At 70.0% G+C, this 25,456-nt stretch carries 24 protein-coding genes and 2 pseudogenes; 15 read left to right on the top strand and 11 right to left on the bottom strand.

Going from position 1 to position 25,456, the window contains the following annotated elements:
• Nucleotides 1–43: 43 nt before the first annotated feature.
• Entirely contained in the window at nucleotides 44–775 is a 732-nt protein-coding gene (locus PV679_RS12815; protein ID WP_319680284.1) for a ZIP family metal transporter, read from the bottom strand.
• Nucleotides 776–879: 104 nt separating this feature from the next.
• Here PV679_RS12815 and PV679_RS12820 point away from each other — a divergent pair.
• Both PV679_RS12820 and cobC read left to right on the top strand, forming a co-directional pair.
• Nucleotides 880–1,251, top strand: a pseudogene (locus PV679_RS12820) (cobalamin biosynthesis protein); the annotation flags it as partial.
• Between the two features lie 240 nt (nucleotides 1,252–1,491).
• On the top strand, nucleotides 1,492–2,553 hold the full coding sequence (gene cobC, locus PV679_RS12825) for an Rv2231c family pyridoxal phosphate-dependent protein CobC (protein ID WP_319680285.1): 1,062 nt from the start codon (nucleotides 1,492–1,494) through the stop codon (nucleotides 2,551–2,553).
• Between the two features lie 253 nt (nucleotides 2,554–2,806).
• Here the strand turns inward: cobC and PV679_RS12830 are convergent, their stop codons facing one another.
• Nucleotides 2,807–3,760: an SCO1860 family LAETG-anchored protein gene (locus tag PV679_RS12830; protein ID WP_416069709.1), complete on the bottom strand. Its 954-nt coding sequence runs from the start codon at nucleotides 3,758–3,760 to the stop codon at nucleotides 2,807–2,809.
• 317 nt (nucleotides 3,761–4,077) lie between these two features.
• A complete protein-coding gene (locus PV679_RS12835; protein WP_319680287.1) occupies nucleotides 4,078–5,169 on the bottom strand; it encodes an amidohydrolase family protein in 1,092 nt (363 codons plus the stop codon).
• A 153-nt stretch (nucleotides 5,170–5,322) separates the two neighbouring features.
• Here PV679_RS12835 and PV679_RS12840 point away from each other — a divergent pair, with 153 nt between their 5' ends.
• The 5 genes from PV679_RS12840 to thpD all read left to right on the top strand — a co-directional run bounded on the left by PV679_RS12840 (nucleotide 5,323) and on the right by thpD (nucleotide 10,069).
• Nucleotides 5,323–6,423 carry a pyridoxal-phosphate-dependent aminotransferase family protein gene (locus PV679_RS12840; RefSeq protein WP_319680288.1) on the top strand — a complete coding sequence of 367 codons (1,101 nt, stop codon included), beginning with the start codon at nucleotides 5,323–5,325 and terminating at the stop codon, nucleotides 6,421–6,423.
• Nucleotides 6,424–6,760: 337 nt separating this feature from the next.
• Complete coding sequence (gene ectA, locus PV679_RS12845; RefSeq protein WP_319680289.1) at nucleotides 6,761–7,300, top strand: diaminobutyrate acetyltransferase; 540 nt, start codon at nucleotides 6,761–6,763, stop codon at nucleotides 7,298–7,300.
• 137 nt (nucleotides 7,301–7,437) lie between these two features.
• On the top strand, nucleotides 7,438–8,706 hold the full coding sequence (ectB, locus tag PV679_RS12850) for a diaminobutyrate--2-oxoglutarate transaminase (protein ID WP_319680290.1): 1,269 nt from the start codon (nucleotides 7,438–7,440) through the stop codon (nucleotides 8,704–8,706).
• Between the two features lie 65 nt (nucleotides 8,707–8,771).
• Nucleotides 8,772–9,170 carry an ectoine synthase gene (locus PV679_RS12855; protein ID WP_319680291.1) on the top strand — a complete coding sequence of 133 codons (399 nt, stop codon included), beginning with the start codon at nucleotides 8,772–8,774 and terminating at the stop codon, nucleotides 9,168–9,170.
• 2 nt (nucleotides 9,171–9,172) lie between these two features.
• Nucleotides 9,173–10,069, top strand: a complete 897-nt coding sequence (gene thpD / locus PV679_RS12860) for an ectoine hydroxylase (RefSeq protein ID WP_319680292.1) — start codon at nucleotides 9,173–9,175, stop codon at nucleotides 10,067–10,069.
• A gap of 61 nt (nucleotides 10,070–10,130) precedes the next feature.
• On the opposite strand, the gene PV679_RS12865 is transcribed toward thpD, so the two are convergent.
• A complete protein-coding gene (locus tag PV679_RS12865) occupies nucleotides 10,131–11,189 on the bottom strand; it encodes an alkene reductase (protein ID WP_319680293.1) in 1,059 nt (352 codons plus the stop codon).
• 153 nt (nucleotides 11,190–11,342) lie between these two features.
• Between PV679_RS12865 and PV679_RS12870 the strand changes: the two are divergent.
• Nucleotides 11,343–11,822 (top strand): annotated as a pseudogene (locus PV679_RS12870) (MarR family winged helix-turn-helix transcriptional regulator); the annotation flags it as partial.
• Between the two features lie 137 nt (nucleotides 11,823–11,959).
• Here PV679_RS12870 and PV679_RS12875 read toward each other — a convergent pair.
• Together PV679_RS12875 and PV679_RS12880 are read right to left on the bottom strand one after the other, a co-directional pair.
• Nucleotides 11,960–13,009 (bottom strand): aminotransferase class V-fold PLP-dependent enzyme, encoded by a 1,050-nt coding sequence (locus tag PV679_RS12875; RefSeq protein WP_319680295.1) that lies wholly within the window; start codon nucleotides 13,007–13,009, stop codon nucleotides 11,960–11,962.
• 69 nt (nucleotides 13,010–13,078) lie between these two features.
• Entirely contained in the window at nucleotides 13,079–13,807 is a 729-nt protein-coding gene (locus PV679_RS12880; RefSeq protein ID WP_319680296.1) for a DsbA family oxidoreductase, read from the bottom strand.
• Between the two features lie 567 nt (nucleotides 13,808–14,374).
• Here PV679_RS12880 and PV679_RS12885 point away from each other — a divergent pair.
• From PV679_RS12885 to PV679_RS12905, 5 genes are all read left to right on the top strand, one after another.
• The gene (locus PV679_RS12885; protein ID WP_319680297.1) at nucleotides 14,375–14,617 is read left to right on the top strand and encodes a hypothetical protein; all 243 of its coding nucleotides are present in this window, start codon (nucleotides 14,375–14,377) and stop codon (nucleotides 14,615–14,617) included.
• A gap of 4 nt (nucleotides 14,618–14,621) precedes the next feature.
• Nucleotides 14,622–15,137, top strand: coding sequence for a DUF6879 family protein (locus PV679_RS12890; RefSeq protein WP_319680298.1), 516 nt, complete (start codon nucleotides 14,622–14,624; stop codon nucleotides 15,135–15,137).
• Between the two features lie 6 nt (nucleotides 15,138–15,143).
• Complete coding sequence (locus PV679_RS12895; protein WP_319680299.1) at nucleotides 15,144–15,992, top strand: helix-turn-helix transcriptional regulator; 849 nt, start codon at nucleotides 15,144–15,146, stop codon at nucleotides 15,990–15,992.
• A 703-nt stretch (nucleotides 15,993–16,695) separates the two neighbouring features.
• A complete protein-coding gene (locus tag PV679_RS12900) occupies nucleotides 16,696–16,833 on the top strand; it encodes a hypothetical protein (protein ID WP_319680300.1) in 138 nt (45 codons plus the stop codon).
• A gap of 10 nt (nucleotides 16,834–16,843) precedes the next feature.
• A complete protein-coding gene (locus tag PV679_RS12905; protein ID WP_319680301.1) occupies nucleotides 16,844–18,022 on the top strand; it encodes a methyltransferase domain-containing protein in 1,179 nt (392 codons plus the stop codon).
• Between the two features lie 82 nt (nucleotides 18,023–18,104).
• On the opposite strand, the gene PV679_RS12910 is transcribed toward PV679_RS12905, so the two are convergent.
• From PV679_RS12910 to PV679_RS12920, 3 genes are all read right to left on the bottom strand, one after another.
• Nucleotides 18,105–18,593, bottom strand: a complete 489-nt coding sequence (locus PV679_RS12910; protein WP_319680302.1) for a GNAT family N-acetyltransferase — start codon at nucleotides 18,591–18,593, stop codon at nucleotides 18,105–18,107.
• 102 nt (nucleotides 18,594–18,695) lie between these two features.
• Complete coding sequence (locus tag PV679_RS12915) at nucleotides 18,696–19,310, bottom strand: DUF1349 domain-containing protein (RefSeq protein WP_319680303.1); 615 nt, start codon at nucleotides 19,308–19,310, stop codon at nucleotides 18,696–18,698.
• A 182-nt stretch (nucleotides 19,311–19,492) separates the two neighbouring features.
• Entirely contained in the window at nucleotides 19,493–21,025 is a 1,533-nt protein-coding gene (locus tag PV679_RS12920; RefSeq protein ID WP_319680304.1) for an aldehyde dehydrogenase (NADP(+)), read from the bottom strand.
• Nucleotides 21,026–21,190: 165 nt separating this feature from the next.
• Here PV679_RS12920 and PV679_RS12925 point away from each other — a divergent pair, with 165 nt between their 5' ends.
• Nucleotides 21,191–21,961: an IclR family transcriptional regulator gene (locus PV679_RS12925; RefSeq protein WP_319680305.1), complete on the top strand. Its 771-nt coding sequence runs from the start codon at nucleotides 21,191–21,193 to the stop codon at nucleotides 21,959–21,961.
• Between the two features lie 89 nt (nucleotides 21,962–22,050).
• Nucleotides 22,051–23,499 carry a penicillin-binding transpeptidase domain-containing protein gene (locus PV679_RS12930; protein ID WP_319680306.1) on the top strand — a complete coding sequence of 483 codons (1,449 nt, stop codon included), beginning with the start codon at nucleotides 22,051–22,053 and terminating at the stop codon, nucleotides 23,497–23,499.
• Nucleotides 23,500–23,545: 46 nt separating this feature from the next.
• Here PV679_RS12930 and PV679_RS12935 read toward each other — a convergent pair whose 3' ends face one another.
• Together PV679_RS12935 and PV679_RS12940 are read right to left on the bottom strand one after the other, a co-directional pair.
• Entirely contained in the window at nucleotides 23,546–25,147 is a 1,602-nt protein-coding gene (locus PV679_RS12935; protein ID WP_319680307.1) for an amidase, read from the bottom strand.
• Nucleotides 25,144–25,446 (bottom strand): hypothetical protein, encoded by a 303-nt coding sequence (locus tag PV679_RS12940; RefSeq protein ID WP_319680308.1) that lies wholly within the window; start codon nucleotides 25,444–25,446, stop codon nucleotides 25,144–25,146. The genes PV679_RS12935 and PV679_RS12940 overlap by 4 nt, the downstream gene beginning before the upstream one ends.
• Between the last annotated feature and the right edge of the window lie 10 nt (nucleotides 25,447–25,456).

The following is a 25,456-nucleotide window of genomic DNA, read 5'->3' on the forward strand; positions in this document are numbered from 1 at the left end:
CCCGGCGGTGAATGCCGTGGCCGGCCTCCGGACGGTCCGCCGCTCAGCCGGCGACGCCCACCACCAGCCAGATGAAGCCCACTCCCAGGACCGTGCAGAGCAGGGTGGAGCGCGCCGGGTGCTCGTGGTGCGCCTCGGGCAGGATCTCGGCGGCGGCGAGATAGAGCAGAGCGCCGCCGAAGAAACCGAGATAGCTGCCGAGCGGTTCCTCCGGAAGGGTGAAGAACAGCGTGGACGCGGCGCCGGCGACCGGCGCGACGGCGTCCGCGAAGAGCATGGCGAGCGCTCTGCGCCGGGCGTTCCCGTACAGGCTGGTCAGCGTGTACGTGTTGAAGCCGTCGGCGAAGTCGTGCGCGATGACGGCGACCGCGACGGCGGTGCCCATGCCGCCGCCGACCTGGAAGGCCGCGCCGAGCGCGACGCCGTCCATCAGGCTGTGGCCGACCATGGCGGCCGCCGCGGCCAGTCCTGTTCCCGGTGCCCGGCCGTCTTCCCGAGGGCCGGCGCCGTGGGCCGCCCGGCGGCCGGCGAGCAACCGTTCCACCAGATGGGCCACGAGAAAGCCGCCGACGAACAGCAGCAGCGCCTGCGGCACTCCGAGGACCTCCGCACCGGCCGCGCGCATCGCCTCCGGCAGCAGATCCAGTCCGACCACGCCGAGCATCAGACCGCCGGCCAGGCCCAGTACGAGATGGCGGCGGTCGGTGACGCGCTGCGCCGTCCAGCCGCCGAACAGCGTCATGAGGAACGCGCCGAGCGCGACGAAGACCGCCATGCGCCCCTGCATAGCCGATCGGGCCCGTACTTCGCACATCCGGGACACGCCGCCGGGCCGGAAAGGCGCGGTCCATGACCGGCGCCGTGGCCTCGTCGTACGTGCTGGTCGTAGGGGTCGGCGCGCGCGGTGGCGCCGGTGCCGGCGAGGTGCTCGGGCTGATCGAGGACACGCTGCGGGACGCGGGACTCGCACCGCTCTCCGTCGTCGAGCTGGCGACTCTTGACACCAGGGCCGGCGAGGCCGGGATCGTCGGAGCGGCGGCCCGGCTGGGTGTGCCGGTGCGGGGATATCCGGCCGCTCTGCTGGCCGGAATCGCCGTACCGAATCCGTCCGCCGCGCCGCTGGCCGCCGTGGGCACACCGTCCGTCGCCGAGGCCGCCGCGCTGGCGGGCGGAGGTGAACTCCTCGTACCGAAGCGGAAGTCGAGCCCGCGCGCCGGGCGCTCGGCGGTCACCTGCGCCGTGGTGCGCCGGGCCCGGGCGGAGTGGAACGGACGCGTGCGGACATGATGAGGGTGTTGACGGTATACAGCAGCGGCCACGCGGAGCATCGCGGGCCGCATGGCGACGCCCCGGGGCTGCCGGTGGCATTCGGAAGGAGTCCGATGACCCGCGTGGTCCAGCCCGGGCCGTCGTTGGCGACGGCAGTGCCGCAGGTGCGCTCCCGTGCGCGAGCGAGAGCCGTCATAACTGGTGATCAGATCCGTGACTGCCATGTCTACGCGCGCTGATCACCACGATCTGCGCCATCATGGCGACGCCGAACTGCGGGACGCGGCGAGCGGCCTCGTCGATCTCGCGGTCAATGTCCGTACCGGCACTCCGCCGGACTGGCTGCGTGCGTGCATCGCCGGTTCGCTGACCGGACTCGCCGCCTATCCGGACGGGCGGGCGGCGCGCGCGGCGGTCGCGGCGCGGCATGGACTGCCGGTGGAACGGACGCTGCTGACGGCGGGTGCGGCCGAGGCGTTCGTCCTGCTCGCCCGCGCGCTGCCGGTCCGCCGGCCCGTCGTCGTGCATCCGCAGTTCACCGAGCCGGAGGCGGCGCTGCGGGACGCGGGCCACGAGGTGCGCCGGGTGCTGCTGCGTGCGGAGGACGGCTTCCGGCTGGATCCGGCGGCCGTCCCGGAGGACGCGGATCTGGTGGTGCTCGGGAATCCGACGAACCCGACGTCCGTGCTCCATCCGGCGGCGGCGATCACCCGGCTCGCCCGTCCCGGGCGGACCTTGGTGGTGGACGAGGCGTTCATGGACGCGGTGCCCGGCGAGCCGGAAGCGCTGGCCGGACGTACCGATGTCCCGGGACTGGTGGTGCTGCGCAGCCTCACCAAGACCTGGGGGCTCGCGGGGCTGCGCATCGGTTATGTACTGGCCGGGCCGGACACGGTGGCCGCGCTGGAGCGCGCGCAGCCGCTCTGGCCGGTCTCGACTCCGGCGCTGGCGGCGGCCGAGGCATGCGTCTCGGCCGCCGCGCTCAAGGAGGCGGAAGAGGCCGCCGTGCGGACGGCGGTGGAGCGGACCCATCTGCTGGCGGGCCTGGCGGAGTTCGAGGAGGTACGGACGGTGGATACGGCGCGCGGGCCCTTCGTGCTGATACGGATGGCACGCGCGGACGCGGTACGGGCCCGCCTGCGCACGCTGGGTTTCGCCACGCGCCGAGGCGACACCTTTCCCGGCCTCGACCGGGAGTGGCTGCGCCTCGCGGTCCGCGACCGGGCCACGACCAACCGCTTTCTGCAGGCGCTGGACCAGGCCCTGACGGCGGTCGGCGGCTGACACCGTTTCAGGCGCTGTCCGGTCGATCTTCGCGGGCCCGTACCGGCGGCGCCTCGTACCGGCGGCGCCTCGTACCGGCGACAGCGGAGAGCCGTGCCATGTGGGAGAGCGGTGCCCCCGCACCGGGACACCGCTCTCCGCCAAGGCCTCCTCAGACCTTGGCCCCCCGGCCCCGGTCCGCCGGATCCTGGTGGGTCCCCTCAAACCCTCCGGCTCCCCCCTCCGGCTCCCCCCTGCGGGGCCGGTCGGCGGGTCAGCGCTTCGCCCGGGCCCTCGCCATGGCGAGGGCGCCACCGCCCGCCGCGAGCAGGACCGCCGCCCCGCCCGCCAGATACGGTGTCGCGGAACTGCCCCCGGTCTCCGCGAGGTTCTCCTTCGCCGGCTCCACGGCGCTCTGGGGCTTCAGGCCCTCTCCGGCCGGCGCCTCGGACTCCTGCTCCGCCTCCGGCTGCTCGGTCTTCTCCGGTCCCTGGGCCGCGGCGGGCGCCTTCGGTGACTCGCAGGTGGCCTCGGCGAGGGTGACGACGCCCTCCACCTCCGCGACGTTCAGATTGAGCGGGTTCACCGACACCTTGAGCCGCAGCGCGGTGGCCGCGGCCGTACGGGAGGTGGTGTTCGTCTTCGACAGATCGAGCCTCACCTCGCCCACGCCCGGCACCGTGACAACGGTCGGACCACCGGCGGAGAGCGTGATCCTCTTGCCGAGGACCCTTACCCGGCCGAGCAGATTGGACTCGGCGACCGGCCGCTTCCCGGCCTCGCAGACCGCCTTGGACGTGACCTCCTGGATCTCGATGAGCGAGAGCAGCGGCAGGCCGGGGACATGCACCTTCGCGTGAGCGAGGTTGGTGTAGCCCTGCGCGCCGCGCTTGTCGGCGGTCGCCCTGGCGGTCGCCACATCGGCGCGCAGCACGCTGAAGGACCTGCCCTGGTCGACCCCGTCCAGCCGGACGCTCAGCGCGGTCCGCTCGGCGCTCGCCGGCGCCTCCACCTCGTTGAGCGAGGCCCGGAGCGGCACATGGACGGTCTTGTTGAGCAGGGACACATCGAGGCCGGCCCTGAGTACGACCGCACTCGCCCGCCCTTCGCCCTTGCCCTCGGTGGCCTGCGCCGGAGCGGCGAGGAGCACCGGCCCCGCCGTCAGCGCCACGGCGGCCACGACACCGGCGCAGCGGCGTGCGGGCATGCGGAAGGTATTGCTGTTCAAGATGGTGAAACCCCCACAAGAGATCTGGCGCCGCCGCTTCCGACATCGGGACACGAGGCGGCGGCGACTGGGACACCGGAATCTTTACGCACTGTGGGTGAACTGACAGACACCTGCGGTGAGTTCACTCTAAAGTGGGGTTTCCGGGCCCATATTCGATTCTTGTGGCACACGCATTCTCCGGCGTCACCCGTGCGACGGAGCCTCAGGTCGCGTACCGTCCGGCCTCGGCCGGGTGCGCATAAGGCCTTTCAACGACGCGCGTCGCCTTCGCGTCACGCGCCGTCAACCCGGCGCCGCTCCGGAGGCGGCCCGGGTCAGCCGACGACATGCCCGTTCAGCACGATCCGCCGAGGCGCGGCCAGCACCCGTACGTCCGCACGCGGGTCCTCGTCGTACACGACGAGATCCGCCGGGGCTCCTTCCTCCAGCGCCGGGCGGCCCAGCCAGCCGCGTGCGGCCCAGGCCGTCGCCGAGAGTGCCTCCACCGCCGGGATACCCGCCTTGACCAGCTCCTCGACCTCGGCCGCCACCAGGCCATGGGCCAGCGAGCCGCCGGCGTCCGTGCCGACGAAGATCTGGATGCCCGCGTCGTACGCCGCTCCCACGGTGTCGTAACGGCGCTCGTGGAGCCGGTTCATCTGCGCCGACCAGCGCGGGAACTTCTCCTGACCGGCCGCCGCGAGCCGCGGGAACGTCGCGATATTGACCAGCGTGGGGACGATCGCGACGCCACGCTCCGCGAACAGCGGAATGGTGTCCTCGGTGAGTCCCGTCGCGTGCTCGACACAGTCGATCCCGGCCTCGACAAGATCACGCAGAGCCACCTCGGCGAAGCAGTGCGCGGTGACCCGCGCGCCGAGCCGGTGCGCCTCCGCGATGGCCGCCTCGACTTCGGCGCGCGGCCAGCTCGCGGTCAGACAGCCCGCGTCACGGTCGATCCAGTCGCCGACGAGCTTGACCCAGCCGTCGCCGCGCCGGGCTTCCCTGCCGACGAAGGCCACCAGATCCTCCGGCTCGATCTCATGGGCGAAGCCACGGATGTAGCGGCGGGTGCGGGCAATGTGGCGGCCCGCCCTGATGATCTTCGGCAGATCGTCGCGGTCGTCGATCCAGCGGGTGTCCGCGGGCGATCCGGCGTCACGCAGCAGCAGCGTGCCCGTATCGCGGTCGCTGAGCGCCTGCTTCTCACTGGTCGCCGCGTCGACCGCGCCGTGGTGGCCGAGCCCGACATGGCAGTGCGCGTCGACCAGTCCGGGCAGCGCCCAGCCCTCGACGGTACGGACATCGCGGGCTCCGGCCGGGCGCTCGTAGGTGATCCTGCCGCCCACCACCCACAACTCGTCCCTGGCCTCCTCGGGCCCGACAAGCACCCGCCCCTTCACCCGCAGCACCGCCTGATCACTCATGGGCAGCACTGTACGAAACCGTGGACCAGGGCCGCCCCGCGATCCCCCGCCGGACAGCCCTTACTCTCGACCGGTGGATCCGAGCCGGACCCGCACCGGTCCGGTCCCGACCCGCCGACACCACCGAAGCGTCCTTCCGAAGAGAGCACCGCCGTGACACATCCGCTGCTGGACCTGGCTCCGCTGACCGCCGCGCACTTCGCCGCCGTCGAACGTCGCCTCGCCTCGCTCCTCGCCACCGAGAACGATGTCGTGATCATGCAGGGTGAGGCCCTGCTGCCGCTGGAGGGCTGCGTCCGGGGCGGCGCCAGGCCCGGTTCCACCGCGCTGAACGTGGTCACGGGCCCGTATGGACAGACCTTCGGAAACTGGCTGCGCGACTGCGGGGCCACGGTCGTCGACCTGGAGGTGCCCTTCCACACCGCCGTGACCGCGGCGCAGGTCGAGCGGGCCCTCGCCGCGCGTCCCGAGATCGACTTCGTGTCCCTGGTGCACGCCGAGGCGGCGACCGGCAACACCAACCCGGTCGCCGCGATCGGCGAGGTGGTACGGGCCCACGGCGCGCTGTTCATGCTGGACGCCGTCGCCTCGGTGGCCGCCGAGCCCCTGCTGCCCGACGCCTGGGGCGTGGATCTGTGTGTGATAGGCGCGCAGAAGGCGATGGGCGGACCCGCCGGGGTCTCGGCGGTGTCGGTCAGCGAGCGCGCCTGGGAGCGGTTCGCCGCCAATCCGCGGGCGCCGCGGCGCTCGTATCTCTCGCTGCTCGACTGGAAGGAGCGCTGGATCGACACCGGCCGGCGAGCGCTGCCGCACGCTCCGGCCCAGTTGGAGATGCTGGCGCTGGAGGCGTGCGCCGAGCGCGTCGAGGCGGACGGCCTGGAGACGGTCATGGCCCGGCACGCCTCGGCCGCCGCTGCCACCAGGGCGGGCGCGCTCGCGCTGGCCGGCGGTCTGCGGCCGTTCGTGACCGAGGCGGCCGACGCGGCGCCCGTCGCCACGACGCTCCGCACTCCGGCCGGCGTCGACGCCGGTGAGCTGGTGGCGCGGGCACTGGCCGCCGATCCGGCGCTGCCGCTGATCGCCGGCGGCGGCGCGTGGGCCAAGGAGATGATCCGGGTCAATCACTACGGCACCGACGCGACGCCGGCGGCGGTGCTGTCCTCGCTCAGGGCCCTGGGCGCCGCACTCGCCGAGACCGGCGCGCCGGTGGACCAAGACGCGGCCGAGCGCGCGGTCCGCGACATATGGCGGTAGCATCCGGAAATTAAATAAGCCGCCGACAGCGAAATACAGAAATACGGGAAGCTGCCTTATTGAGGGCAGCTTCCCGTTTGCTTCTGCCCACTGCTCGATACCCTAAACGCAAGGTTTTATCAGCGCCGCGGGAGTGAGTCGGACCGGTCTCGCGAGCGTTACAGATATGTGACCCAGTCCACAAATCTGTCCGTTTTGCCCTGCATTTTCAACCCACATCCCCTCATTTTTCCTTGGATTCAGAGGTCGCGGGGCCCTGGCGATAACACAGGTCAGCCTCACCGCCAACCCCTGCAGGAGATGCATGTTCGGAATTTGCTAGGTAAATTCACTCTGTATGACCGCCGCACAAGCAGACCTTGCAGGCGCCCGAAGCGAATTCAATCAGTCCTTTGCGATCGACACCCCACGAGTGGAGGACGGAGCCGCGATCTGGCGCATTGCCCGCGACTCCGAGGTCCTGGACCTCAACTCCTCGTACAGCTATCTGCTCTGGTGCCGTGACTTCGGCGCCACGTCCCTCGTCGCCCGCGACGAGGCAGGAGCACCGACCGCCTTCGTCACCGGATACATACGGCCCGAGCGCCCCGAGGCGCTCGTCGTGTGGCAAGTGGCCGTCGACGCGAGCCGGCGTGGACGCGGGCTCGCCGGCGTCCTGCTGGACGAGCTGACCGCCCGCGTGGCCAAGGAGCGGGGAATCACGGCGCTGGAGACGACCGTGACACCCGACAACACCGCCTCGGACCGACTGTTCACCGCGTATGCCGCCCGCCACGGCGCGGCACTGGAGCGCGAGGTTCTCTTCGACGGCGGACTGTTCCCCGAGCGGGGACACCAGCCGGAGGTGCTGTACCGGATCGGCCCGCTCTCCTTCTGAGACGCCGCTGAGGCGTGAGCACGCTCCTGCCTCCGCGCCGGGCGCCCACCGCCGCCGGCCGCCCGCCGCGAGGACCGGTCCGCTCCCGTCCCGAACAGACCCCTTCTCTTCTCACTTTCCACCGGCAGGAGATCCCCGTGACTATCATCCCGCCCGCTCTGAGTGTCTTCGAGGCCATCGAGTCCGAGGTACGCAGCTACTGCCGCGGCTGGCCCGCCGTGTTCGACCGCGCGCAGGGCAGCCGGCTCACCGACGAGGACGGTCACTCCTACCTCGACTTCTTCGCGGGCGCCGGCTCTCTCAACTACGGCCACAACAACCCGGTCCTGAAACGGGCGCTGATCGACTACATCGAGCGCGACGGCATCACCCACGGACTCGACATGGCGACGACCGCGAAACGCGCCTTCCTGGAGTCCTTCCAGAATGTGGTGCTGCGGCCGCGCGACCTCCCGTACAAGGTGATGTTCCCGGGCCCCACCGGCACCAACGCGGTCGAGTCCGCCCTCAAGCTCGCCCGCAAGGTGAAGGGCCGCGAGTCGATCATCTCCTTCACCAACGCCTTCCACGGCATGTCCCTGGGCTCGCTCGCGGTCACCGGAAACGCGTTCAAGCGCGCCGGCGCCGGGATACCGCTGGTCCATGGCACTCCCATGCCGTTCGACAACTATCTGGACGGCCGCACGCCGGACTTCCTGTGGTTCGAGCGGCTGCTGGAGGACCAGGGCTCCGGGCTGAACAAGCCCGCCGCGGTGATCGTCGAGACGGTCCAGGGCGAGGGCGGCATCAATGTCGCGCGGCCCGAGTGGCTGCGGGCGCTGGCCGATCTGTGCCACCGCCGCGACATGCTTCTGATCGTCGACGACATCCAGATGGGCTGTGGCCGCACCGGCGCCTTCTTCTCCTTCGAGGAGGCGGGCATCACACCGGACATCGTCACGCTTTCGAAGTCCATCAGCGGGTACGGGCTTCCCATGTCCCTCTGCCTGTTCAGCCCGGAACTGGACATCTGGGAGCCGGGCGAGCACAACGGGACCTTCCGGGGCAACAATCCGGCCTTCGTCACCGCGACCGCCGCGCTCAATACGTACTGGGCCGACGGCCAGATGGAGAAGCAGACCATAGCCCGGGGTGAGCAGGTCGAACAGGCACTGCTGGCCATCTCCGCCGAGACCACCGGCACGACCGCCGAGTTCCGGGGCCGCGGTCTGGTCTGGGGTCTGGAGTTCGCCGACAAGGCCCGCGCCTCCGCCGTCTGCGCTCGCGCCTTCGAGCGGGGACTGCTGCTGGAGACCTCGGGCCCGCGGAGCGAGGTGGTGAAGCTGCTGCCGCCGCTCACCATCACACCCGACGAGCTGGACGAGGGCCTGCGCACCGTGGCCCGCGCGGTCCGCGAGACCGCCTGACGCCGGCTCCGTACACGAGGGCTCCGCATCAGAGACCTCGTACAAGAGAAAGGCACCAACGCACCGTGATCGTCCGATCGTTCAAGGACATCGAGAACACCGACCGTCATGTGAAGTCGGCCTCCGGCACCTGGGAGAGCAAGCGCATCGTGCTCGCCAAGGAGAAGGTCGGCTTCTCCCTGCACGAGACCGTCCTGTACGCGGGTACGGAGACGTCGATGTGGTACGCCAACCACATCGAGGCCGTGCTGTGCGTCGAGGGCGAGGCCGAACTCACCAACGACGACACCGGCGAGACCCACTGGATCTCTCCCGGCACGATGTATCTGCTGGACGGGCACGAGCACCACACGCTCCGTCCGAAAACCGACTTCCGCTGCGTCTGCGTCTTCAATCCGCCCGTGACAGGGCGGGAGGACCACGACGAGAACGGCGTCTATCCGCTGCTGACCGAGGAGGGCTGACCATGACCACCGCCCCTGCGCGCACCGACCTGTATCCGACCCGCGGCCTCGGCGAGGTGACCACTCCACGGCAGGACCCCGTCGTCTGGTCCGCGCCCGGCACCCCGGGACCGATCGCTCCGGCCGGACTCGACGGCTTCGAGCGGGACGGCTTCCTCACCGTCGACCAACTGATCGGCCCGGACGAGGTCGCGCTCTACCGCGCCGAACTGGAACGGCTGACGACCGACCCGGCCGTACGGGCCGACGAGCGCTCGATCATCGAGCCCACGTCGCGGGACGTACGGTCCGTCTTCGAGGTCCACCGCATCAGCGAGATCTTCGCCGGACTCGTACGGGACGAAAGGGTGGTGGGCCGCGCCCGGCAGATCCTGGGCTCGGACGTCTATGTCCACCAGTCGCGGATCAACGTCAAACCGGGCTTCGGAGCCTCGGGCTTCTACTGGCACTCGGACTTCGAGACCTGGCACGCCGAGGACGGCCTGCCGAACATGCGCGCCGTGTCCGTCTCCATCGCGCTGACCGAGAACTACGACACCAACGGCGGCCTGATGATCATGCCAGGGTCGCACCGGACCTTCCTGGGCTGCGCGGGCGAGACTCCGGAGGACAACTACAAGCGGTCGCTCCAGATGCAGGACGCCGGGACGCCGTCGCACGCGGCGCTGACGGAGATGGCCGACGAACACGGCATCAGGCTCTTCACGGGCAGGGCCGGTTCTGCGACCTGGTTCGACTGCAACTGCATGCACGGCTCGGGCGACAACATCACGCCGTATCCGCGCAGCAATGTCTTCATCGTGTTCAACAGCGTGGACAACGAGGCGGTCGAGCCGTTCGCGGCGCCCGCGCCACGGCCCGACTTCATCGGCGCCCGGGACTTCACTCCGGTGAGGTAGGACGGCGACCGGAACCGGCCGGCGGCGGGACGGACGATCAGGGTCCGTCCCGCCGCCTCGCTCACAGCGCGGGATAGTCGATATAACCCTTGTCGTCTCCGCCGAAGAAGGTGGCCTGGTCCGGGGTGTTGAACGGCCCGCCGGCCTTCAGCCGGGCGGGCAGGTCCGGATTGGTGAGGAAGAGAACGCCGAAGGAGATGACATCGGCGGTACCGTCCTCGATCAGACTCAGCTCGTCGGGGCCGGTGAAACCGTCGGTCGCGGCGTTGAGGACGAGCGTCCCCGTGAACAGTTTGCGCACGACGACCGTGAACTCACGCGTGTTCTCGATGAGATGCAGATAGGCGAGGCCGATCGGCTCCAGTCGCTGGACCAGCGCGGTGTACGTCGGCTCGGGCTCGGGCTCCACGATGCCGTTGTACGGGTTTCCGGGCGAGATCCGCAGAGCGGTGCGCGAGGCCCCGATCTCCTCGGCGACGGCCCGGGTCACCTCGACCGCGAAGCGGATACGGCCCTCGACGGAGCCGCCCCACTCGTCGGTGCGCAGATTGGTGTTCGGGGCCAGGAACTGGTGGATCAGATAGCCGTTCGCGCCGTGCAGCTCGACTCCGTCGAAGCCGGCCTCGATGGCGTTGCGGGCCGCCGAGACAAAGTCGGCGATGGTGTCACGTACCTCGTCCGAGGTCAGCTCACGCGGAGCGACGAAGTCCTTGGGGCCGTCGTGGAAGTATGCCTGTCCCGGCGGGGCGACATCGGAGGCGCTGACCGGGACCAGGCCGTCCGGCAGCAGATCCGGATGGCCGATCCGGCCGGAGTGCATAAGCTGCGCGAAGATCTTTCCGCCCTTGGCGTGCACGGCGTCGGTGACCTTGCGCCAGGCCGCGACCTGCTCCTCGCTGTGCAGGCCGGGAGTGTCCGGATAGCCCTGGCCGACCACGGAGGGCTGGGTGCCCTCGGTGATGATCAGGCCGGCCGAGGCACGCTGCGCGTAATACTCCACCGTGGAATCGGTGGGTGAGTGACCCGGGCCGAAGGCTCGGCTGCGAGTCATCGGTGCCATGGCGATGCGATTGACAAGCTGCGTACCCGAGAGGTCGATCGGATCGAACGCGGTGGTCATGAAGGCTCCCATAGCGCTATGTGGACCGTGGCGGACGGCGGGCACGTCAGGTGCCCGCCGAACTGGTCGCCGACGTCAATACATGGTCGGCCAACCAATCAACCACCGATCTCTCCGGCTCATTCCTTGGCCGGCCAAGATAAGCTCATTCATATGAAATCGGACGACCCTGCCTGTACCGACGACCTGCCCGGCACCGCGCTCGGCGGACCCGTCAGCCATGCCTTGTCCCGGGTCTCCCGGCTGCACCGGGCCGCCGCCGGCAAGCTGCTGCGGCGCACCGGTCTCTATCCCGGCCAGGAGCTTCTGATGATGCGCCTGTGGGACGCGGCGGCGGTGCGCCAGTCCGAGCTGATCAAGTCGATGGACCTCGATCCCTCGACCGTCACCAAGATGCTTCAGCGGCTGGACAGCGGCGGCCATGTGAAGCGCTCACCGGACCCGCTGGACAGGCGCGCCGTCCTGGTGGAGGCCACCGCTGAGAGCTGCGGGCTGCGCTCCGGGGTGGAGGACGCCTGGACCGAGCTGGAGGAGCGCACTCTCGCGGGCCTCGACGACACCGAGCGCGAGGAACTGGCCCGGCTGCTGGCCAAGGTGGAGGCGAATCTCTGCGCGGCGACCGAGGACTGCCCGCCGCCTCTGCCGCTGCCTCCGGGGCCGGAGCCGGAGACCGGCCGGCGCGCCGGGCCCGGTGCGGCCCCGGCGCCCGGCCTGTCCCGGTCCCCGGGCCGGCCGCGTCGTACCGTCTGAAGACGTCCCAGGGACACGGCTCAGCCGGCGAGCACCTCCAGCGCGCGATCGACGTCGGCGGTGGAGTTGTAGAGGTGGAAGGCGGCTCGCAGATTCCCGGCGCGGGCCGAGACATCCACTTCGGCCCGGCGCAGATCGGGATGACGGTGTGTCAGCCCCGGGACGGCGACAACGGCGGAGTCACCGGGGACCGGTTCCAGCCCGAGGCCGGTCAGCCCTTCCCTGAAGCGGGCCGCGAGAGCGGTGCTGTAGGCATGGATCGCCTCGACGCCGATCTCCTCCAGGAGCGCGAGGGACTGCTCCGCGCCGTGGTAGGAGAGAAAGGACGTCGGCTCGTCGAAGCGCCTCGCGGAGTGGGCCAGTGGCTCGACGGGACCGTAGGTGCTGCCCCAGAGATCCTCTCCCGCGACCCAGCCCGCGTGCAGCGGGACGAGTGACTCCTGCGCCTCTTCCGTGACGGTGAGGAAGGATGTGCCGCGCGGGCTGACCAGGAACTTGAACCCGCCGGTGACGGTGTAGTCGTACGCTCCCGCGTCGAACGGCAGCCAGCCGGCGGCCTGGCTGGCGTCCACCAGCGTACGAGCGCCGTGGGCGGCCGCCGCGGCCCGCACCGCGTCCAGGTCGGCGATCCTGCCGTCGGCGGACTGGACCGCCGAGAGGGCCACCAGCGCGGTGCCGGGCCGCACCGCCTCGGCCAGGCGGTCCAGCGGCGCGTATCGCAGCTTCAGGTCGGCACGGACGGAGAAGGGTGTGACAACCGAACTGAACTCGCCCTCCGGGACGAGCACTTCGGCGCCCGTCTCCATCGAGGCCGCGATCAGTCCGACATGGACGGAGACCGCGCTGCCCACGGCGACCCGTTCCGCCGGGACCCCGACAAGCCGTGCGAACGAGGCGCGAGCGGCGCCGACCGACTCAAAACTTCCCGCGCCCTCTCCGCGCCGCCCGGTCGCGTTCTCCTCGGCCAGGGCCCGCACGGCCTCGACGGCCCGGAGGGGCAGCAGTCCGCAACTGGCGGTGTTCAGATACGTCGTCTCCGGCGCGAACTCGGCGCCTCCCAGGGTGTCCATGCGCCCACCCTGGGACCCGCCCACACCGCAGTCAATCGCGTATCGCTGAAGGGCACACCCAAGAGGTCCTTATGAATGGGCCCCGGCCTGCGGAACCTCGCAGGAACCGTCGGTGTCACAGGCGGCCGCGTCCTGGGCGGACCCGCCGATCGGCGTGATCGTCCTGCCTTGCCACGCCTGCTCCAGCGCCTGCGTGAACAGTTCGGCCGGCTGCCCGCCGGAGACTCCGTAGCGCCGGTCGAGGACAAAGAACGGCACGCCGTTCGCGCCGAGTTCGGCGGCCTCGCGCTCATCGGCCCGCACATCGTCGGCGTACGCGTCGGAGTCGGCGAGAACACCTCGCGCCTCCGCCTCGTCCAGACCGGCCTCGACCGCGAGGTCCACCAGGGTCTCGTGGTCGTAGACGGAGCGCTCCTCGGCGAAGTTCGCCCGGTAGGCGAGGTTCAGCAGTTCGTCCTGACGGCCCCGGGCCTTGGCGAGATGCGACAACCGGTGGATATCGAAGGTGTTGCCGTGATCACGCCCCTCGGTGCGGTAACCGAGCCCCTCCGAGTGCGCGTTGGAGGCGACGTTCTCCTCCATGGCGAGGGCCTCCTCGCGAGTGCGCCCGTACTTGGCCACGATCATGTCGACCACATCGCCGGTGTCCTTCCTGGCCCGTCCCGGGTCCAGCTCGAACGACCGGTGCACCACCTCGACCTCGTCCCGGTGGGCGAAGGCCGCGAGGCCCTTCTCGAAGCGGGCCTTCCCGATGTAACACCACGGACAGGCGATGTCGCTCCAGATCTCGACGCGCATGTGTCTGCTTCTCTCCAGGCTCGCGGGTTACGCACGGAGGCCGCCTCCGCCAGGACGGAAACGCGCCCGGCCCCGCATGGCATTCCCCGGAGCCGACGAGCGCTCCCGGCCGAAGCGGCGGACCGGCGGCATGCGCTACGGGACAGGCCTCAGTCACTTCTCGGGAGTGCCTCCCTTGCTCCGTCACCGGCTGCCCGAAGCGTGAGTCACCGGGACGTGAGCCATGCCGCGAGCCCGCTTCCCGTGGCCGTGCTGAGAGCTGCTACCAGCCATCCCGGGACACGCTGAATGGTCAAGTGCGGTCCACCGCGACGGAGTTCCATGGTGGGGCGCCGGCTTTCAAGTGTCTTCCTGGTCATGGCAGCTATTTCAACGGATCTGTGGCGGCACAACTACGCCATACCTCCGCCACTTTGTCGCCACTTCCGCGCCCTGTCTGTAGGTGATCCCCCATGCCCCGCTTGCTTGTTCAGGTCAACTGCCCACGGGTCGGGCGCTCTTGACGGTCCGTGCCGGGTGGTGAGGCTCAAGCAATCGGCTGCAATCGGATCGACACAGGGAGAGGTCATGCGCTTGCGTTTCCTGGGGATCGTCCCGAACACCCCTGACACAGACTCGCCGACGATCTGGCTGGACGAGGAGAGCGGGGATCTGCTGATCCAGTCGTACCGGGCCACGGAATCGGAGGTGAAAGCGTGCCAGGAGATCGGGTCAATCCCCGGTCACAGCACGGAGGTTCCGGATCATGAGGTGATCATCAGGCTTCCCAAGGTCATGCGGCAGTACCTGCCCAGCCCCGACAGCGAGTAGGACGATGACGAACCCTGTACTTGAGGGTCTGGCGAAAGCTCGGCACTCCGCCGTGCATCTGGAGATGCGCGACGCCTACCAGCCCAGCGACCCCGGGTTCATCGCATGGCAGAACGGCAAGCGCCTGGACCCTGACGCCGACCGCTCGACGTGGTGGCGTCCGTTCCTTGACGTGGTGGTCGAGACGGGGGCGCGCGGTGTGGTCATACGGCGGGCGCGGATCGTGTCGGAGCCGGTAACGGACTACATCCGGTACGAGCACGATGTGACGTTCCCGAACGTGGTGGCGGGTGAACTGGTTCGTTGGCTCCCCCGGCGCCGGGCCGCTGACATTCCGCTACCTGGTACCGACCTGTGGATGTTCGACGGCGAAGCGGTCTTGTTCACGTACTTTTCCGGCGTCGGGGAGGTCGTTGACCGGGAGTGGCGGACGGAGCCGAAAGTGGTCCAACTGGTCTCGTCCGCATTCGAGTTGGTGTGGCAGCGGGCTACACCGCACGAGAAGTACAGGCCGGTCTAGTGCGCCATGCCCCAATCAGCGTCATCCAGCGTCCAGCAAGCTCGGCAAGCCCTGGCCAACCGGCTACGGGAGTTGGTAGGGGACTCCGGGCTGGAAGGGCGACACGTTGCCGCACTGTGCGGCTGGCACCCGTCCAAAGTCTCTCGGATCTCGACAGGGAAGACGCAGCCCAGCGCGGACGACATTCGAGCGTGGTGCCGAGCATGCGGCGCGGAGGATCAGACAGACGACTTGATTGCCTCTCTACGGGCTGTGGACGATATGTGGGTGTCCTGGCGCCGCATGGAGCGCGCGGGTCTGCGGCGAGCGCAGGAAGCCCGCTTGCCGCTGTATGAGCGAACTCGATGGTTCCGGGCCTACTCGCCGGGGCTCTTTCCCGGTCTTCTCCAGACCTTCGGCTACACAGAGGATGTGTTGCGCGCTGTCCAGCGCAGGCGGGTTGCCGTTGACGACGTCGCCGATGCGGTGGCCGCCCGCATGGAGCGTCAGAGTGTGTTGCGTGAGGGGCAACGACGCTTCGTGTTCCTCGTGGAGGAATCCGTGTTGGGCAATGGGCTAGGCAGCGCAGACACCCAAGCAGAGCAACTTGACCACCTGCTGACGGTCGCTGTTCTGCCGAATGTCAGCGTAGGAGTGGTCCCTGTTCGTCTCGGCCGGGTGCGCATGCCGGTAGAAGGCTTCTGGATCTTCGACTCGGCACAGGTGAATGTGGAGCTGGTGTCCGGCTATCTCACGATTACGCAGCCCAGCGAAATCAAGGCGTACGCCGACACGTTTGCGACGCTGGCGGAGATGGCGGTCTACGGGGAGAAAGCGCGTGCGCTGCTGGCCAAGGCCCGGGACTCGCTCGTCTAACACGTGCGCAATCACGTGCAATCGGCTGTGAGTTGAGGTCCTGCTGTTCCTAGCGTTGTCGTCATCCGAAGACGCGAAGGGGTCGGCATGAGCGATGCGCGAACCTATCCGAGTGCACCAGTGACCTTGCCGCTGAGGTTCGACGGCGACCCGAAGCCGAGACCGGGTTGCGCGCACTGCGACAACGTCGCCATGGAGCACGACCGGGCACAGGCGAACGGTGACGCGAGCAGACGTAGTGACTGCAACGTCAGGTTGCGTCGTCACCTCTCGGCGGACCATTGATGAGCGCACCCGAGTGGCCACAACAGCGCCACGCGTCGCCTCTCCCGCTCCCGGAGTCGGTCAGCCTCAGGCAGCAACTCCCCCTGATTGCCTACGTCTTGTGCACGACCGACAGCACCGAGGGCGGGAGACGTGTGAGGGGAGAGGTGGAGGGCATGAGCGCCGTCGGGACGGCCCGCGAGCACCCCGAAGGGCCGGGGAAAAACCGGGGAGGCGGCAAAGGGCACGCGTACGGGGCGCGTGGGGCGCGTCATGGGGCACGATGGGCCGCGTTGCCAATTCCGTCCGCTTATAGGCTTCGTCCCTGTTGACATATGAAAGCGGAAGGCTCTCCTGTCTTTCAGTCCATTTCCAGTGGGGGCGCGAAATACCCCGGCGGGCAAAAGCACGTCGGTTCGCTGGTATGGGAGGTACGGAAATGCGTACATGGTGGCTGACGATGGTCGACGGTGGGAACCCCCAGGACGACAGCGACAGCGGGAACAAGCACGGCGGGGGCGGTTCGGACGAGGGGGGCAACACGAACGACGGCAAGGGCCCAGCGGACGGTGAGTGAGTCAAGGCCGATGAGCGACCGTAAAGAGGAGGCGGGCCCAGAAAGGCTCGCCTCTGCGCTCATGAAAAATGGAGCGCTCAAAAGCGATTGGCTGCCTGCGTTCAACGCGGCGCCCCGGCATCTGTTCATTCCTGACATGATCTGGCCCGGTCGCGCCGGCATGAATCGGCAGGATGATCGATTAATTCGAAGCGAGGATCCCGCGGCGTGGTGGGAGGCCGTCTACCGCGACGCGCCGATCACGACGCAATGGGATGACGGCGCCCACACCGGTCCCGGAAAGGGCAAGATCCCGTCAAGCTCCAATTCCATGCCAACCATGGTCTTCTCGATGCTTGATTCGCTGAACGTCGAGAACGGCCGGCGGGTGTTGGAGATCGGTACCGGCACCGGCTGGAATGCGGCGCTGCTGTCTCACCGGGTCGGCGCTGAAAATGTCGTCACGGTTGAGGTGGACGCGGATACAGCGCGCGATGCGCGTAAACGGCTGAATGACGCCGGGTTCGATCCCCTCTCCATCACCGGTGACGGGGCCGAGGGATACGCCGAGGATGCCCCGTACGACCGCGTAATCGCCACCGCCTCAATCGGCAGTGTTCCCTGGCAATGGATCGCGCAGACGAAACCGGGCGGGCTCATCGTCGCGCCATGGGGACCTACGTATGGCGGGGAAGCGGTGGCCCGGCTCGCTGTGGCCGAGGACGGAAGCGCTACCGGCTGGTTCCTCGGGTCCTCCGCATTCATGCGGCTACGTGCTCAGCGCACCGAGCGGAAACACGTCCGCGAATACCTTGGAGGCCGGAAGTGGCCGGCGGACGGACGACGCGGCATGACCAGTCTTTCCCCGGAATCGGTGGGCGACTGGCCGGTCATGTTCGCAATCGGGATTCAGGTGCCCGAGGCTTTCCCGTGGATGGAGCCCTACGCCGACGGCTCTTACACGCTGTGGCTACGGGATACCGCTGTCACGTCATGGGCGACGGCCGATTACGTGCCTGGCCGCGAGGAATTCGAGGTCTACCAGTCCGGCCCCCGGAATCTCTGGGATGAGGTGGTCGGGGCCTACCACTGGTGGGACAACCAGGGGCGACCGGGGTTCGGGCGGTTCGGGCTCACCGTGAAGGGCGACGCGGAGCGGGTCTGGCTCGACCGGCCGGACAACCCCGTGCCTGTCCTCGGCGGGCCGTAGAACGCCCGCAGCGGCCCGTGAGCGGCCCCGTTCGTGTGCTGCCCCGTGGCGCACGGGCGGGATCAACGGCCCGAGGCGCGGCTCATCCATCGGGCGCGGGCACCGCCAGACGCAGTTCGAGGTGGGTGCCGTGGCGAGGGTTCCCGGGATCGGGGTACCAGCCGTGCCGGATGTAGAAGGCCTGGGCGCGGGTGTTGTGTTCGAAGACCTGCAGGCGGGCGGTGCGGACTCCGGCGTGCTGCCAGGCGGTGACACAGGCCGTGTGCAGTGCGGTGCCGATGCCCTGGCGCCAGTGGGCCGGGGAGACATGGAGCTGGGTGAGCGTCATGACGCCGTCGACCGGGCGGTAGGCCGCGACGCCCGCGACCACTCCGTCGTGTTCGGCGCGGAGCACCGCCGCCTCCGGCTCTGCGCGGGCGAGCGCGACGGACCAGGCGTGCCGGGTGCGGGCGCGCTCGGCGGGGCCGTCGTACTCGGCTTCCGGCAGATGGCCGCGGTAGTAGGTGGCGCGGGCTTCGGTGTGGAGAGCGGCGATGGCGTCGAGGTCGTCCGGAGTGGCTGCTCTGATCATGGTGAGGCAGACGAGCACGGCGCGGCCGACGGTTGCGACGAGGCGACCGCGCCGGAAGGCGAGGTGGCCGAGCTCAGCCGGAAGCGACCCCGCGCGCCCGGCTCAGCTTCCGTCCCGTGTGTTCGTCAGGCCCCGTGGCCGGAAGGCGATCCGGTCGAAGCTCACCGCGCATCCCTCGCCCGTCGGCGACTGCGCCAGAAAGCCCACCCGGGCCGCCGCGGCCTCCGCCGCCGTGCCGAGCGTGAAGACCCGTACGAAGGTCCATGCCTCGCCGTCCGCCGAGGCGTGGAAGGCGAACGCCGTGCCGGTGCGGCTGATCCGCGGCCAGAAGCTGTCGCCTTCCACCACGAAGGAGTTGGCGTCGTCGGAGTGACCGCGCGTGACGACCGTGCAGACGGTCGGCCGGTCCGGAGACAGCTCCAGACAGAGCTTCGCCCACTGGTGTCCGCTGACCTCCAGACAGAGCACGCCCGCGTCGAAGGCGGCGAAGCCGACCGTGACCCGGGCGAGTAGCTGGAAGTCGCCCTCCGGTGCGCCGAGCAGCCGGGGCGCGCCCGAGGCCGGCTCCAGGGACTCGCCCGACGGCGGTACGAAGCGGTCCTGCCGGGCTCCCGCGCGGCCGGTGAGCACTCCGGCGCCGTACGTCCACCCGCCGTCGGGGCCGTACGGCCTTAGGCCCTGTCTGACACATCCCGCCTGGCCTGCGACGCCTGGCACGCACGCTCACCGCGTTGTCGGAGTCATCCGAGTACGTCCAGTACACGGATGATCCTCCGCCTTGGGACCGCACGCACCAGACGTCGCGGGCCCCGCCCCCCGGGCGGACGGCGCTATGTGTCAGACACGTCCTAGTGGGAAAGGGAGTTCGGGCAGATCGATCGGCTCGTTCATGGGCGTTGTCAGTTCTCCGGCCGGCCGTCGACATGGCGCGGCAGGTCCAGCGGGTTGTCGTCGCGCAGCTCGGGCGGGAGCAGCGGGGCCGGGGTGGACTGGTAGGAGACGGGGCGCAGCCAGCGTTCGATGGCCGTGGCCCCGACGGAGGTGGAGGTCGAGGTGGTCGCCGGGTAGGGGCCGCCGTGGTGCTGGGCGGGAGCGACGGCCACACCGGTCGGCCAGCCGTTGACCAGGACGCGTCCGGCGAGCGGGGTCAGTTCCGCGAGCAGTTCGGCGGCGCCCGGCTCGGTGCCGTCGGCCTCCTCCTCGGCGAGCTGGAGTGTGGCCGTGAGGTTGCCTGGCAGCCGGGAGAGGACCGAGGTGATCTCGTCGGACGAGGTGTAGCGCGCGACCACCGTCACCGGGCCGAAGCACTCCTCCAGCAGCACGTCGTGCGGCCCCTCGGCCGCGAGCAGCTCGGCCGGCAGGGTCAGAAAGCCCGCGCTGACGGTATGTTCGCCACCGGCGCCGGGAGTGATCGGGGCCTCGACGCCGGGAAGTCCGGCCCGTTCGCGTACGCCCGCGACGAAGGCGTCCCGCATCCGGTGGTCGAGCATCACGCCGGGCTCGGTCTCGCTGACGGCCGTTGTCAGGGACTTGAGCAGCCGGTCTCCGGCGGCGCCGGCCGGGGCCAGGACAAAACCGGGCTTGGTGCAGAACTGCCCCTCCCCCAGCGTCATCGAGCCGGCCAGCCCGGCGCCGATCTGCTCGGCGCGCTCGGCGGCCGCGGCCTCGGTGACCACCACCGGGTTCAGCGAACCGAGTTCGCCGTGGAAGGGGATCGGCGCGGGCCGGGCGGCCGCGGCGTCGAAGAGCGCGCGACCGCCGCGTATCGAACCGGTGAAGCCGGCCGCGGCGACCAGTGGATGCCTGACCAGTTCGACGCCGGCCTCGAAGCCGTGCACGAGGGTCAGTACGTTCTCGTCCAGACCCACTCGCGCGGCGGCCCTGCGCAGCAGGGAGGCGCAGAGCTCGGAGGTGGCGGGATGGTCGGGATGCGCCTTGACGACGACGGGACAGCCCGCGGCGAGCGCGCTGGCCGTGTCGCCGCCGGGCACGGAGAAGGCGAGCGGGAAGTTGCTCGCGGAGTAGACGGCGACGACACCGAGCGGCACCTTCCAGCGGCGCAGGTCGGGCCAGGGCGGAGTGCGCGTCCCGTCGGCGTGGTCGATGCGTACGTCGAGGAAGGCACCGTCGTCGACCACTTCGGCGAAGGCCCTCAACTGCGCGGTGGTGCGGGCGAGTTCGCCGGTGAGCCGGACGGGGCCGAGAGCGGTCTCCGCGTCCGCGGCCTCGATGACATGGTCACCGGCCGCGTCGAGCAGATCCGCGGCGGTACGGAGCAGGGCGGCGCGCGCGGTACGGTCGGCGAGCGCGGTCCTGGCGGTGTGGGCGCCGCGCACCGCGCGGTCGATCTCCTCGGCCGTGGCCTCGTCCGCGACCTGCTCACGCGGCTTCCCCGTTCGGGGGTCGACACTCCAGACTGGTGCTGCTGTCACCGCGGCTTCCTTCCCGGCTTCCGACCTCTGCCATCCATCAGGAGTTGTTCGGTATTCTGAACACGATTCCTGATAGTGAATCGGTAAGGACTCTATTTCCGCGCGTTCCGCGTGGTCAAGAGTGGTCGGCGAGACCGGTCAAGAGGGCAAGAAGGGCGAGGGGCGATGTCGGCTGCGGAAACCGGTGGGGCACAAGTCAAGTCCGCCGTGAGAACGGTGGAGCTGCTCGAATACTTCGCCGGACGCCCCGGAATGCACTCCCTCGCCACGGTCCAGGAAGCGGTCGGCTATCCCAAGTCCAGCCTCTACATGCTGCTGCGCACGCTGGTCGAGCTGGGCTGGGTGGAGACGGACGCGACCGGCACGCGGTACGGCATCGGCGTCCGGGCGCTGCTGGTCGGCACCTCGTACATCGACGGTGACGAGGTCGTCGCCGCCGCCCGGCCCACCCTGGACCGGCTCTCCGACGACACTTCCGAGACCATCCACCTCGCGCGGCTCGACGGCACCAATGTCGTCTATCTCGCCACCCGCCAGTCGCAGCACTATCTGCGCCCCTTCACCCGGGTCGGCCGCCGGCTGCCCGCCCACTCGACCTCGCTCGGCAAGGCGCTGCTCGCGACCCACAGCGACGAGCAGGTGCGCAAGATGCTGCCGGAGACCCTGCCGGCGCTGACCGAGCACACCATCACCGACCGCGAGAAGCTGATCGAGGAGCTGCACACCGTCCGTGAGCAGGGCTTCGCCGTGGACCGCGAGGAGAACACTCTCGGGCTGCGCTGCTTCGGCATCGCGATCCCGTACCGGACGCCGGCCCGGGACGCGATGAGCTGCTCCGTACCGGTGGCCCGGCTCACTCCCGGCCACGAGCAGATGATCAAGGACGCGCTGTTCGACGCGCGCGACCGGCTCACACTCGCCACCCGTCGGCTCTGACGGACGGCCCCGGACACCGGGAATGAAGACTTTCTGAGAAGCCGGGCCGGCGGGAACACGCCTCCGGCCCCGCTCGTCCCTCATTCGGGATGAACAAGACGATCAGACACACATCGGTGGTCTGTCTGCTGATGGTCCTCGCCCTGCTGGTGCGGGCGACCTGGCTCCAGGCGTACGAGGCCCGGGCTCTCGCGGACGACCAGTACAACCGGCGGAAGGCCATCGCGCAGTACGCGCAGCCGCTGGGCGACATCATCGTGGCCGGCTCGCCGGTCACGGGCTCCAGACGGACGCGGGACGGCGATCTCTCGTACGCGCGGACCTATCCGGACGGCGCGCTCTACGCTCCCGTCACCGGCTACAGCTCGCAGGCGTACGGCTCCACCCAGTTGGAGGGCATCTACGCGGATGTGCTCGACGGAACGGACAGCCGGCTGAAGAGCCCGCTCGGCGCGATCACGGGCGAGCGGACCAGACCGGGCGATGTGGTGACGACGATCGACCCCGCGGTGCAGCGGGCCGGCTATCGCGCGCTGGGCGGCAAGAAGGGCGCGGCCGTCGCGCTCGACCCGTCGACCGGACGTGTCCTCGCCGTCGTCAGCACCCCGTCGTACGACCCCACGGAGATCAGCGGTACGACGGACGGAGACGCCTGGCGGAAGCTGACCGGGGACGCGGCCAAGCCGATGGTCAACCGGGCGCTGCGGCAGCCGCTGCCGCCCGGCTCGACCTTCAAGCTGGTCGTCGCGGCGGCGGCGCTGGAGGACGGCCTCTACGGCTCGGTCGACGAGCCGACCGCGAGCCCCGATCCGTACACGCTGCCCGCCACGACGACGGTCCTGCGCAACGAGAGCGCGTCCGCGCCCTGTGCGGACGCCAGTATCCGCACGGCCCTGAGGTACTCCTGCAACACCGTCTTCGCGAAGATGGCCGTGGAGCTCGGTCAGAGCAAGGTCCGCGCGATGGCGGAGAAGTTCGGTTTCGACGACACCGCGCAGGACATGCCGGTGCGGGCCTCGGAGAGTGTGTATCCGTCCGGCATGGACGACGCGCAGACGGCGCTGTCCGGCATCGGCCAGTTCGATGTGACCGCGACGCCGCTCCAGATGGCCATGGTGTCGTCGGCCCTGGCCCATGACGGCCTGCTGGCGGCTCCGCACATGGTGTCCCGGGTCGTGGACGCGGCCGGTGACACCTTGCTGTCCTGGCCGGACGGCGACTCGCGGCGCGTCGTCTCCTCCTCGACGGCCGAGCAGCTCCGCGACGCGATGGTGACGGTCGTCGAGGACGGTACGGGCACGAACGCGCGGATCGACGGCGCGGAGGTGGGCGGCAAGACCGGCACGGCGCAGCACGGCGTGGACAACAGCCGGACGCCGTACGCGTGGTTCACCTCGTACGCGAAGGACGCGGCCACCGGCAAGGAGGTGGCGGTCGCGGTGGTCGTCGAGGACTCCGGCGCGGCGCGCTCGGAGGTGAGCGGCAACGGTCTGGCCGCGCCGGTGGCCCGGAAGATGATGACGGCGGCGCTGAACTGACCGCCGGCCGTGCGGCCGCTGCGCGCAGCGGCCGCACGGCCGGGGCTCAGGCGCTCTGCGCGGCCGCCTCCTCCGCCGAGAGACGCGGACGGCCGGCGCCCGCGGCCTTCGCGGCGGCCCGGCCTGCGGGCTTGGCCGCCGGGTCCGCGGGCCGGCGGGTGTGCCAGTCGGTCACCGCCTGGTAGGCGGCGGCGACCTCCAGCAGCCTGTCCTCCTCGTACGGCCGGCCGCCGAGGATGACACCGGCCGGTATCCCCGCCGTGAAGCCGACGGGAAAGGCGATCTCCGGCAGGCCGAGGATGTCGAAGGGCACGGGCCCGGTCTGGAGCAGTACGTCACAGCGGGCCATGACGCCGTCCAGGACCTCGCGCAGCAGATGGTTCTTGGCCCGCTGCGCCGTGATCCATTCGTCGCCGGAGAGCATCAGCCCCTGCAGCCAGCTCAGCAGGGAGACTCCGAACTTGGTCGGATCCTCGCGCAGCCAGTGCCGGAAGGGTTCGGTCCGCTCCGACAGCCGGGCGTCATTGAAGGTGCCGGTCAGCAGCGCCCAGTCGTCCGGATAGGTGACATTGACCAGGGTCACTCCGGATATGGCGTCGAGGCGGCCGAGAAACGCCTGGCGCACCTCGGTGGCGCCGCTGAGGAAGTCGGCGGGCACACCGATCGTGACCGCGCGGCGCATACGGACCGCACCGCGCCGGGAGACCACCGGAGTCGCGGCCCGGACGAGATCCGGCAGGCCCGGCAGGCCGAGTGTGCGCGGATCGTGCGGGTCCGGGCCCGCCATCACGGCCAGCATCAGAGCCGCGTCCATCGCGTCGCGCGCCAGCGGTCCGGGATGGTCGCGGGTGTAGGAGAGCGGGATCACGCCGTAGGCGGAGATCCGGCCCATGGTGGGCTTCAGACCGGTGAGGTTCTGCCGGTTGGAGGGCTGGACGATGGATCCGCCGGTCTGCGTGCCGATGGCGGAGGAGGCCATCCGCCCGGCGACGGCGCAGGCGGGGCCGGTGGAAGAGCCGCCGGGATCGGTGGCCGGGTTGTCCGGCGTCCAGGCGTTGACGGTGGTGACGGTCCCGTTCGGAGTGGTCGCGCGCGTGGTGGCGAGCGGTCCCATCTGTCCCTTGCCGAGCACGATGCCGCCGGCCGAGGTGAGCCGGGCGACCGCGGTGGCGTCGTAGTCCGGGACGAAGTCCTGGAAGATGTACGAATTGCAGCGCGTGGGCACGCCGTCGGTGAAGTAGTTGTCCTTGACGCAGAGCGGGATGCCGCTCAGCACGCCGCGCTTCCCGGCACTCCGGTCGGCCCGGCGTGCGGCGGCCAGCGCGGTCGTGGCGGTCACCTCGGCATACGCCTGATAGGTGGAGTCGTAGGTCTCGATCCGGTCGAGGTACGCCTCCACGAGGGTGGCGGACGTCAGCCGGTGGCGCCGCATCAGGACCGCGGCCTCGGCGAGCGTGGCCTCGGTGGGATCGCGGCGCGCCGCGTCCCGTACGTCGATATCCGGGAGGTACGGGAGGTACGGCTTGGCGCCCGGTGAGTTCGGAGAAGTGGCGTGCGCGGCCGTCGGCAGGACCGCACCGCCCACCACGGCGCCCGTCGCCGCGGCCGAACCGGCCAGGAAGACACGGCGGTTGAGCGCGCGGCTCATCGCTGGTCCGCCTTTCCGGTCCAGGCTTCGGTGATCGACGGATAGAGCAGCGGTGGCGAGGCCTGCTGGGTGTACGCCGCGGCCGGCGCCGCGCTCACGGGCGGCGCCCAGCCGGAGATGGCGGCGGGCGTCGCGGCGACGAAGGACCGCAGCGAACGCAGCACCTGGTCGCGGGTGGGCACACCGGTCTCGGGGTCCGGCTGTTCGGGCAGCAGGGCGAGATCGACACCGGCGAGGGCGAGTCTGGTCCGTATATAGGTGTCGAGCTGTTCTTGCGTGGGCGGCTGAGGCTGGCTCAAGGAAACCTCC

The organism is Streptomyces sp. AK02-01A, assembly GCF_033795305.1.
In the GTDB taxonomy this organism is placed as follows: domain Bacteria; phylum Actinomycetota; class Actinomycetes; order Streptomycetales; family Streptomycetaceae; genus Streptomyces.